Origin of the sequence: Gemmata sp. (assembly GCF_051859125.1) — a bacterium.
Taxonomy (GTDB): Bacteria; Planctomycetota; Planctomycetia; order Gemmatales; family Gemmataceae; genus Gemmata.
The window spans coordinates 1-9,129 of record NZ_JBHYGG010000092.1 but is presented as its reverse complement, the minus strand read 5'-3'; the positions used below and the strand labels follow the sequence as shown (position 1 = coordinate 9,129).

Sequence of the window (9,129 nt, the reverse complement as noted above, 5' to 3'; positions counted from 1 at the left end):
TGTCGGGGCCGCCCTCCGTGGCGGCCCGCGTGAGGCGAACGACTCGACAATCGGAGTCTTAATCTGGTCCTCTGCTGTGTGATCTCTGTCCTTTGTGTCTGGAATCTGTGTCTTCTGCGTAATCTGTGGATCACTCGCTTTTGTCTTTCCTGGTGACTGGCGTGACAGCAACGACCCACACCGCCGACACGCACGCGAGCCACGGGCCGGCGTTCCCGGACCCGCTGCCGCGCATCCCGCTCGTGTGGGGGCCGGCGACGTACGAGTCGCTGTCCGAGCAGATCAGCGAGATCACCGAGAAGCCGCAGCCGTACTGGTGGTGGCCCGCGTTCCTCATCTCCGCCGCCCTGATGACGGGCGGGGTGATCGCGGCCACGTACCTGATCTCGACCGGCGTCGGCGTGTGGGGCTCGAACAACCCGGTGAACTGGGCGTTCGACATCACCAACTTCGTGTTCTGGATCGGCATCGGCCACGCCGGCACGCTCATCAGCGCGATCCTGTTCCTGTTCCGGCAGCGGTGGCGGACCAGCATCAACCGGTTCGCCGAGGCGATGACGATCTTCGCCGTGATCTGCGCCGGCATCTACCCGGGCATCCACGTCGGCCGGTTCTGGTACGCGTGGTTCATGTTCCCGCTGCCGAACGCGAACCACATCTTCCAGAACTTCCGCTCGGCGCTGCTGTGGGACCTGTTCGCGGTCTCGACGTACTTCACGGTCTCGCTGATCTTCTGGTACATCGGCCTGATCCCGGACCTGGGCACGCTCCGCGACCGGGCGAAGGGGCGGCTGCGGCAGGTGGTGTTCGGCGTGCTCTCGCTCGGGTGGCGCGGCAGCACGAGGCACTGGCGGCACTACGAGGTCGCGTACCTGATGCTCGCGGGGCTCAGCACGCCGCTGGTGCTCAGCGTCCACTCGGTCGTGTCGTTCGACTTCGCGACCTCGCTGATCCCGGGGTGGCACACGACGATCTTCCCGCCGTACTTCGTGGCCGGGGCGATCTTCGGCGGGTTCGCGATGGTGCTCCAGTGCATGATCCCGGCCCGCGCCGTGTTCAAGCTGGAGAACGTCGTCACGGTCAAGCACATCGACGTGATGTGCAAGTTCATCCTCGCGACCGGCACGCTGGTTGGGTACGCCTACTGCATGGAGCTGTTCATCGCGTGGTTCTCCGGGAACCCCTACGAGTGGCAGACGTTCAAGGACCGCGCGTTCACCGGCGACTACGTCTGGGCGTACTGGACGATGATGACCTGCAACCTGTTCGTCCCGCAAGTGTTCTGGGTCAAGTGGTGCCGGCAGACGCCGTGGTTCGTGCTCATCGTGGTGACGTTCGTGAACGTCGGCATGTGGTACGAGCGGTTCGTCATCATCGTGCAGTCGCTGAGCCACGACCTGCTGCCGGGGAGTTGGGGCCGGTTCTACCCGTCGTGGGTGGACTGGTTGCAGATGATCGGCGACTTCGGGCTGTTCTTCACGCTCACGCTGCTGTTCATCCGGTGCCTGCCGATGATCGCGATCGCGGAGGTGAAGGGCGTGCTGCCGATGGCGAACCCGCACGGCCACCCGGTGCCCGACGACAAGTACCTGAAGGGGCCCGACGGCGAGTACCCGACCGCGGACCACGCGATGGCCGCGGAGCACGGCGCGCCCGCACGCGCCGCGACCGAAGTGAAGCCGAGTGCGGTGCCGGTGCCGGCGTTCATCGCGACGCCGGGCGGGAACGGGGCGCCGTGGGGCGCGGTCGCCGAGTTCGCGAACGGGGCCGACCTGCTCGCGGCCGCCAGGGCGACCGTCGCGGCGGGGTACACGCGGGTCGACGCCTGGACGCCGTTCTACGTCCACGGGATGAAGGAAGCGATCGGCCGCTCGCGGAGCCGGCTCCCGCTGTTCACGCTCGCCGGCGCGCTCACGGGGCTGACCGCCGCGGTCGCCATGCAGTTCTACCTGATGGTGTACTACTACCCGACCATCGTGGGCGGGAAGGAGTACCGGTCGTGGGAGGGGTTCGTCCCGATCTTCTTCGAGATGATGATCCTGTTCGCCGGGTTCTTCACGCTGTTCGCGCTCGTGGGGCTGTGTGGGCTGCCGCGGTTCTTCCACCCGCTCGACGGGCACCCGACGTTCAACCGCGGCACGCAGGGCGGGTTCTTCCTGACGATCGAGGCGACGGACGCGAAGTTCAGCGCCGACGGCGCGCGAGCGTTCCTGACCGGGCTCGGCGGCAAGCACGTGGCGGTGGTGGAGGCATGATTCTTTCGCCCTCTCCCCTTGCGGGAGAGGGCAGCGAGGCTTTGCGAGCGGGTGAGGGGTGGAACCTTCCGAGGTGGTGACGCCCTCACCCCTCACCCGGCCGCGAAGTGCGGCCACCCTCTCCCGCAAGGGGAGAGGGACGAGATCGAGCGGCGCGGGGACTTTGTTCATGTACACGATCGACGCGAACCGGTTCATGAACTCGGTGCTGGGGCTGACCCTGGCCGCCGGGGCCCTCGTGTTCCTGCTCACGCTCGTGCTGGCCATGATCGGCGGCCCGCGGCTCGCGCGGGTGCGGTCGTACCTGTACATGTTCAGCGGGTTGTTCGGGGCGTTCGCGGTCGCCGTCGCGGTGCTCGGGTTCCGCGGCCAGAAGAGCGGCGACCGCCCGTGGCACGTGTTCCTCGACATGAAGTACCAGCCGAAGTACACGAGCCAGGGCCAGAGCCGGTTCTTCGCCGACGGCCGCAGCAACCGGCACCCGCCGTCGAACACCGTCCCGTTCGACGGCACCGACTACGCCGCCGACGCCGGCCGCCACGAAGCCCCGAACCCGGACTTCCTGAGGGCCGACGCGCGGTACTTCACCGGCGTCGCCAACCCGGACCAGAAGGACAAGGACGGCGTGCCCGCCAAGCCGGTCTGGAAGGACGGGGTCCTCGCCGGCGAGGGGTACTTCGTGAACCACGTCCCGGCCGAGGCGGTGACGGCGGCCGGCGGGTGGGAGCCGCTCCTCAAGCGCGGCCAGCAGCAGTTCGGCGTCCACTGCGCCGTGTGCCACGGGGCGAGCGGCCGCGGCGGGGGCGGCGAGGTCGCCTACGGCATCGTCGGCGCGAAGGGGCTGTCGGTCGCGCCGTCGAACCTGACCGGCCCGGACGTCCAGGCCCAGACCGACGGGCAGTTGTTCAACAGCATCACCAACGGCGTGCGGAACATGCCCGCCTACGCCCACCAGGTGAAGGTGCAGGACCGCTGGGCGATCGTGGCCCACGTGCGCGTGCTGCAGTACGCCGCGGGGCGGTAATGACGAACGCCGCACCGTCGCGGCGGGATTGCTGACCTCCCCCCTGGTGGGGGAGGTCGCCGCGAGTCTTCGAGCGGCGGGGGGGGAAGCGAGGATGCGCGTGCAGCGTTTCCCCCCACCCGGCTCGCAGAGCCTCGCCACCCTCCCCCACAAGGAAGGAGGGCACGAATAAGGTGGCAGGCAAGAGTGCCCGCCCCACCACAGACGAGACGGGCGGCGATCCAGGGAACCCGATGACCACCGCGACCACCACTCACGGCGAACCGCTGCCGCCCGCCGACCCGGTCGGGCTGCCGGACCCCGTCGCGCCGCTCGGCGACAAGGCCGCGGGCGCGTACCGCGTGCTGATCCCGGTCGTCAGCTTCGCCGCCGGGGCGCTGCTCGTCGGGTGGTTCCTGAACCCGAGGCAGTTCTACCACTCGTACCTGTTCGGCTACGTGTTCGCGCTCGACATCGCGCTCGGCGCGCTGTTCTGGGTGCTGGTCCACCACGTCGCCGACGCCGGGTGGTCGGCCGGGCTGCGGCGCGTGTTCGAGAACATGAGCCGGGCGGTCCTCCCGCTCGCGGTGCTGTTCGCGCCGGTGCTGGTCGGCGTGTTCTCGGGCGAGTTGTACAAGTGGTACGAGTTCGTTCACCGCGACCCGGCGACGCTGCACGGCGAGGAAGCGCACCTGCACCACGTCAAGCACCTGTACTTCGCCACGCCGTTCCTGCTGGCGCGGCTCGCGCTCTACTTCGGCGTGTGGGCGTGGTACTCGGTGAAGATGCGGCGGTGGTCGCTCGAACAGGACGCCGCCGGGGGCGCGGCCCTGACGCGTAAGATGCAGTGGTGGGCCCCGTCGGGCGTCGCGCTGCTCGGCCTCACCGCCACGTTCTTCGCGTTCGACTACCTGATGAGCCTGCAGTACTCGTGGTTCAGCACGATCTACGGCGTGTACTTCTGGGTCGGCGGCATCCGCGGGTCGCTGGCGACGTGCGTGCTGGTCGTGCTCGCCCTGCGGCGCGCCGGGTACCTGGAGCACACGATCACGATCGAGCACCTGCACGACGTGGCGAAGATCATGTTCGGGTTCACGGTGTTCTGGGCCTACATCGCCTTCTCGCAGTACTTCCTGATCTGGTACGGTAACATGCCGGAGGAGACGCAGTTCTACCTGCTGCGGCGGAACGGGGCGTGGTACCCGGTGTCGATCCTGCTGCCGGTGCTGTACTTCGTGGTGCCGTTCTTCATGCTCCTGCCGCGGGCGCACAAGCGGAGCGTGCGGTGGCTCGCGGTCATCAGCGCCTGGGTCCTGGTGATGCACGCCTACGACCTGTACTGGCAGGTGCTGCCGGTGCTGCACACCGACACGGTCCACTTCCACTACCTCGACGTGGCCGCACCGGTCGGGCTGTTCGGGGCGGTGCTGCTGTCGGCCGTGTGGGGCTTCCAGCGCGCCCCGCTGATCCCGGTCCGCGACGCCCGGCTGAACGAAACGATCGGGTACGAGAACGAGACCCCGTAGCGGGAGTCGGGGATCGGGAATCGGGGGTCCGGCCGCTTTGCACCGGCCCCCGCGCTTCCGGTTCCTGATCCCGGACTCCCGACTCCCGACTCCCGACTCCTGGGGCGACCGATGGCTGCTGGAACCAACAACGACGCCGCACCCCAACCCCGGGACCGGGGCTTCCCGTTCGTCACGGTCGCCGCGACGCTCGCGACGCTGTTCGTGTTCCTCGGGCTGATGGTGCTGGCGTACAAGTCGCCGAACTACCTCGACGGCACCCGGCCCGAACCGAAGCCGGACCAAGAAGCGAGGCTGCGCGAGGTGCGGGCGCGGAACGACGCGGTGCTGGCCGGCAGCGGGGCGAAGATGTCGGTCCCCGCGGCGACCGGCGAGCTGCTCGGGAAGCTCAAGAGCGAGAAGGACCGCCTGCCGTTCCCCGCCCCCGAGCCGCCCCAGCCCGCGGCCGCGGCCGACCCGAAGAAGAAGTAGCCGGAGCGCGCCATGAACCCCGCGACCTTCACCGTGCTCGCCGTAGTCATCGGGTCGGTGGTGCTGTTCGGCACCGCGACCGTGCTGGCCCTCGGGTGGGCGTTCCGCGACGGCCAGTTCGACAACCTGGACCGCGGCGCGGCGTCGATCTTCGGCCCCGACGAGCCGATCGGCGAACCGACCGACGCCTTCCCCGAGTGAGCGAAGGGCAACGAGGGAGCGGTTCGCGTGATTGGTGAGTTCAACAGGTGGTGCCCCTCACCCGCCGCTCGCAGAGCCGAGCGGCGACCTCTCCCCGTAGGAACGGGGCGAGGTGGGGTGGTTGGTCCCACGCCACGCCCACCCGACCGGTTTGCTGTTGAGAGGCGCGGGGGCAACACCTCGCCCCGTTCCTACGGGGAGAGGTCCCCGCGCTTCGCGGCGGGTGAGGGGCGGCCGCCTGTGCCCGCCACAGTTCGATGTGTCGCGCCAGTTGCCCGCGTGAGAACGACGGACCGCCCGGAGACCTGTTGAGATGGCCCCCTCTGACGTGACCCCCGAGTTCGACCGCGAGCGGGCCGCCGCCGAGCGCGCCGGCATCGACGCGTCGTGCCGCGGGCCGGTGCTGTACTTCGCCGCCAGCGCCGCGGTCTGGCTCCTGGTCGGGTCCGCGCTCGCGCTGGTCGCGTCGGTCAAGCTCCACACCCCGTACTTCCTCACCGGCATCCCGGAACTCAGTTTCGGCCGCGCCCGCATGGCCCACCTCCAGGCCGTGTCGATCGGGTGGACGTCGATGGTCACGATGGGCGCGTGCGTGTGGATGATGTGCCGGCTGTGCCGGACCGAGCTGATCTACCCGAAGCTCCTGTACGTGTCGGGCACCCTGTGGAACGTGGGCACGCTGCTGGCGGTGTGCGGGATCCTGCTGGGCGGGGGCCAGTCGGTGGAGTGGCTCGACGCGCCGGCGTACTGCCCGCCGTTCTTCATCGCGGGCCTGGGGATCGTCTCGGCGTGGGTCGCGGCCACGTTCCGCCGCCGCCGCGAGCCCCACCTGTACGTCACCCAGTGGTACATCCTCGCCGCCGTGTTCTGGTTCCCGTGGCTGTACACGGTCGCCGTGTTCATGATCTACTGGAGCCCGGCGACCGGGGTGGTGCAGCCGATCGTGAACTGGTGGTTCAACCACAACTTCCTCGGCCTGTGGCTCACCCCCGTGGCCGTGGGCACCGCGTACTACCTGATCCCGAAGATCATCGGCCGCCCGATCCACAGCTACTACCTGAGCATCACCGGGTTCTGGGCGCTGGCCCTGTTCTACTCGTGGGCCGGGATGCACCACCTGATCGGCGGGCCGATCCCCGCGTGGCTCTCGACCGCCAGCACGGTCGGGAGCATGATGATGTTCATCCCGGTCATCGCGGTGGGCATCAACCACCACATGACCATGCGGAACCACTTCCACCGGCTCAAGTACAGCCCGGCGCTGCGGTTCACCGTGTTCGGGGCGATCGCGTACACGTGGGTCAGCTTCCAGGGGTCCATCGAGTCCCTCAAGGACTTCAGCGAGGTGGCCCACTTCACCCACTACACCGTGGCCCACGCGCACCTCGGCGCGTACGGGTTCGTGTCGATGATCTACTTCGGCCTGTACTACTACATGATCCCGCGGCTCACCGGCCGCGAGTGGGCCAGCAGCGGGCTCATCCGGGTCCACTTCTGGTGCGCCGCGGTGGGCATCACGATCTACTTCGTCGGGCTCTCGATCGGCGGGTGGTGGCAGGGCCGGATGATGAACAACCCGGACGTGCCGTGGGGCAACATCGTCACGTACCTGAAGCCCCACTTCCTGAGCCGCACGATCGCCGGGACGCTCATGACGATCGGGCACGTGGCGTTCGCCGCCCTGCTCGTCATGAACCTCGCCGGGTGGGGCCGGAAGCGCACCGGCGGCCCGACGTACTTCGTCGAGAAGCAGTGAAGCAGTGGAGAATCGATCCACAGATTACGCAGAAGACACAGATTTCCGGACAGAGGACAGAGGACAACACCGCCCGGTTTCGGACTGATCTCTGACTTCTGTTCTCTGACTTTTAATCTGTGTCTTCTGCGTAATCTGTGGATCAAATTCCGGGGACCGGGTCATGGATCGCGGGATGGTCATCTTCGTCGGCGCGCTGCTCACGTTCTCGTCGAGCTGGCTCGGCCTCGTGCTGTTCCCGTTCTGGCAGCTCAACGGCGAGCAGCCGTACCGCAAGGACGCCGGCGACGACCCGTACCCGGTCGCGCTCCAGGGGACCGCGCTCGCCGGGCAGAAGGTGTACCAGCGCGAGGGGTGCATGTACTGCCACAGCCAACAAGTCCGCAGCGAGAAGTTCGGCAACTGGTGGGACGAGCACGGCCAGGAGCGGACCGGGGCCGACATCAAGCGGGGCTGGGGCCAGCGCCGCACCGTGTCCCGCGACTACATCCACGACCGCCCGACCATGCTCGGCACCATGCGGACCGGCCCGGACCTCGCCAACGTCGGCGGCCGGTACTCCGAGGCGTGGCAGCACGCCCACACGTTCAACCCCCGCGTGTTCAACGACTGGAGCGTGATGCCCTCGTTCCCGTGGCTGTACCGCAAGGAGAAGGTGACCGGCGAGCGGTCCGAGCGGGCGCTCCGGCTCGGCCGCGAGTGGACCGTGGACCCGGGCTACCGGTGGCGGCCGTCGGCCGGCCAGTGGGACGCGATCCTGCGGGACCAGGGCGAGGCGATCACCGCCCGGTTCCTGTCCGACCCGGCGCACTCGACTGCCGCCATCGACCCGGGCACCGCCGAGGGCAAGAAGCGGCTCCTCGACTTCTGGCTGACGACGGAGGAGGAGGGCGTGCAGGTCGTGCCCACCGGCGAGGGCGAGGCGCTGGTCGCGTACCTGCTGGCGCTCCGCAAGGCCGAGGTCCCGCTCCCGGAGGCCAAGGAATGAGCACCCCGAACGCCCCGCAGCCCCCGCTGCCGCCCGAGGGGACCGAGTCGGTCCTCGACATCCACCGCCAGCACATGGCGGAGATGAACGACGCCTCGCTGACGTTCGACGGCACCCCGCCCGAGGACGACGGGCCGGACACCATCGGCCGCCTCCTCGACGTGATCGCCCGCGAGCACGCCGAGCCCCGCGACGGGTTCGAGCCGGTGCCGTTCTGGGTCGCGTGCGTGTTCGGCGGGCTCCTCGCGTGGGGCGGGTACTACGTCGGCACCGGCTCGGCCGACTTCCGCCGCGACGTGTTCGACCGCAGCGACCTCCGCACGCCGGACGGCGGCGGCGCGGCGGTCGCGAGCGCGCCCGACCCGGACCCGCAGACGGTCGAGGAGCTGATGAAGATCGGCGCGGCGAAGTACGGGGCCGTGTGCGCGACGTGCCACCAGCCGACCGGCCAGGGCAAGCCGGCCGAGAACATCCCGCCGCTCGACGGGTCCGAGTGGGTCGTCGGCGACCAGGCGTCGGCCGCCCGGCAGTGCCGCATCGTGCTCTACGGGCTCTCCGGGCCGGTGACCGTGAAGGGCCGGACGTACAACGCGGTGATGCCCAACCAGGGCAACGTGATGAAGGACTACGAGATCGCGGCGGTGCTCACCTACGTCCGCAACAGTTGGGGCAACGCGGCCGACAAGGGGAAGCCGCCGGCGATCACCGCCGCGACGGTCCGCGCCGCCCGCACGAAGGAGGGCGCGCGCAAGCCCAACGGCACGCAGCCGGTCAGCGCGGCCGAGCTCCAGAAGCTGCCGCTCGACTACAGCGACACCGGTCCGCCCGCCGCGCCGGAGAAGAAGGACGAGAAGAAGTAGCGAGATCTGAATTTGGACTTTGTGTTAGCCCTGGAAGGGCGGCGGATGGTAGCCAGGGGTTGCGCTGCG

The 9,129-nt window shown here is 69.0% G+C and carries 8 protein-coding genes and 1 pseudogene; all 9 read left to right on the top strand.

Annotated features, from left to right (window positions below; all coding sequences use genetic code 11):
- Window positions 1-224: 224 nt before the first annotated feature.
- Window positions 225-1,568 (top strand): annotated as a pseudogene (nrfD, locus tag ACTIGN_RS10350) (NrfD/PsrC family molybdoenzyme membrane anchor subunit); the annotation flags it as partial.
- Window positions 1,548-2,255: a DUF3341 domain-containing protein gene (locus ACTIGN_RS10345; RefSeq protein ID WP_439623488.1), complete on the top strand. Its 708-nt coding sequence runs from the start codon at window positions 1,548-1,550 to the stop codon at window positions 2,253-2,255. The pseudogene nrfD and the gene ACTIGN_RS10345, both read left to right, overlap by 21 nt.
- A 169-nt stretch (window positions 2,256-2,424) precedes the next feature.
- Complete coding sequence (locus ACTIGN_RS10340; protein WP_439623480.1) at window positions 2,425-3,279, top strand: c-type cytochrome; 855 nt, start codon at window positions 2,425-2,427, stop codon at window positions 3,277-3,279.
- 233 nt (window positions 3,280-3,512) lie between these two features.
- On the top strand, window positions 3,513-4,784 hold the full coding sequence (locus ACTIGN_RS10335; protein ID WP_439623478.1) for a hypothetical protein: 1,272 nt from the start codon (window positions 3,513-3,515) through the stop codon (window positions 4,782-4,784).
- Window positions 4,785-4,895: 111 nt separating this feature from the next.
- Window positions 4,896-5,255, top strand: a complete 360-nt coding sequence (locus ACTIGN_RS10330) for a hypothetical protein (RefSeq protein ID WP_439623476.1) — start codon at window positions 4,896-4,898, stop codon at window positions 5,253-5,255.
- A gap of 12 nt (window positions 5,256-5,267) precedes the next feature.
- Entirely contained in the window at window positions 5,268-5,456 is a 189-nt protein-coding gene (ccoS, locus tag ACTIGN_RS10325; protein ID WP_439623474.1) for a cbb3-type cytochrome oxidase assembly protein CcoS, read from the top strand.
- A 313-nt stretch (window positions 5,457-5,769) separates the two neighbouring features.
- Entirely contained in the window at window positions 5,770-7,212 is a 1,443-nt protein-coding gene (locus tag ACTIGN_RS10320) for a cbb3-type cytochrome c oxidase subunit I (RefSeq protein ID WP_439623472.1), read from the top strand.
- Between the two features lie 163 nt (window positions 7,213-7,375).
- Window positions 7,376-8,200 (top strand): cbb3-type cytochrome c oxidase subunit II, encoded by an 825-nt coding sequence (locus ACTIGN_RS10315; protein ID WP_439623470.1) that lies wholly within the window; start codon window positions 7,376-7,378, stop codon window positions 8,198-8,200.
- Window positions 8,197-9,060, top strand: a complete 864-nt coding sequence (locus tag ACTIGN_RS10310; RefSeq protein ID WP_439623468.1) for a c-type cytochrome — start codon at window positions 8,197-8,199, stop codon at window positions 9,058-9,060. Before ACTIGN_RS10315 ends, ACTIGN_RS10310 begins: the two co-directional genes overlap by 4 nt.
- Window positions 9,061-9,129: the final 69 nt, after the last annotated feature.

Coding starts and splice junctions, on each gene's coding strand:
- ACTIGN_RS10345 (WP_439623488.1), top strand. CDS start 1,548: ATGGCGAACCCGCACGGCCACCCGGTGCCCGACGACAAGTACCTGAAG.
- ACTIGN_RS10340 (WP_439623480.1), top strand. CDS start 2,425: ATGTACACGATCGACGCGAACCGGTTCATGAACTCGGTGCTGGGGCTG.
- ACTIGN_RS10335 (WP_439623478.1), top strand. CDS start 3,513: ATGACCACCGCGACCACCACTCACGGCGAACCGCTGCCGCCCGCCGAC.
- ACTIGN_RS10330 (WP_439623476.1), top strand. CDS start 4,896: ATGGCTGCTGGAACCAACAACGACGCCGCACCCCAACCCCGGGACCGG.
- ccoS (WP_439623474.1), top strand. CDS start 5,268: ATGAACCCCGCGACCTTCACCGTGCTCGCCGTAGTCATCGGGTCGGTG.
- ACTIGN_RS10320 (WP_439623472.1), top strand. CDS start 5,770: ATGGCCCCCTCTGACGTGACCCCCGAGTTCGACCGCGAGCGGGCCGCC.
- ACTIGN_RS10315 (WP_439623470.1), top strand. CDS start 7,376: ATGGATCGCGGGATGGTCATCTTCGTCGGCGCGCTGCTCACGTTCTCG.
- ACTIGN_RS10310 (WP_439623468.1), top strand. CDS start 8,197: ATGAGCACCCCGAACGCCCCGCAGCCCCCGCTGCCGCCCGAGGGGACC.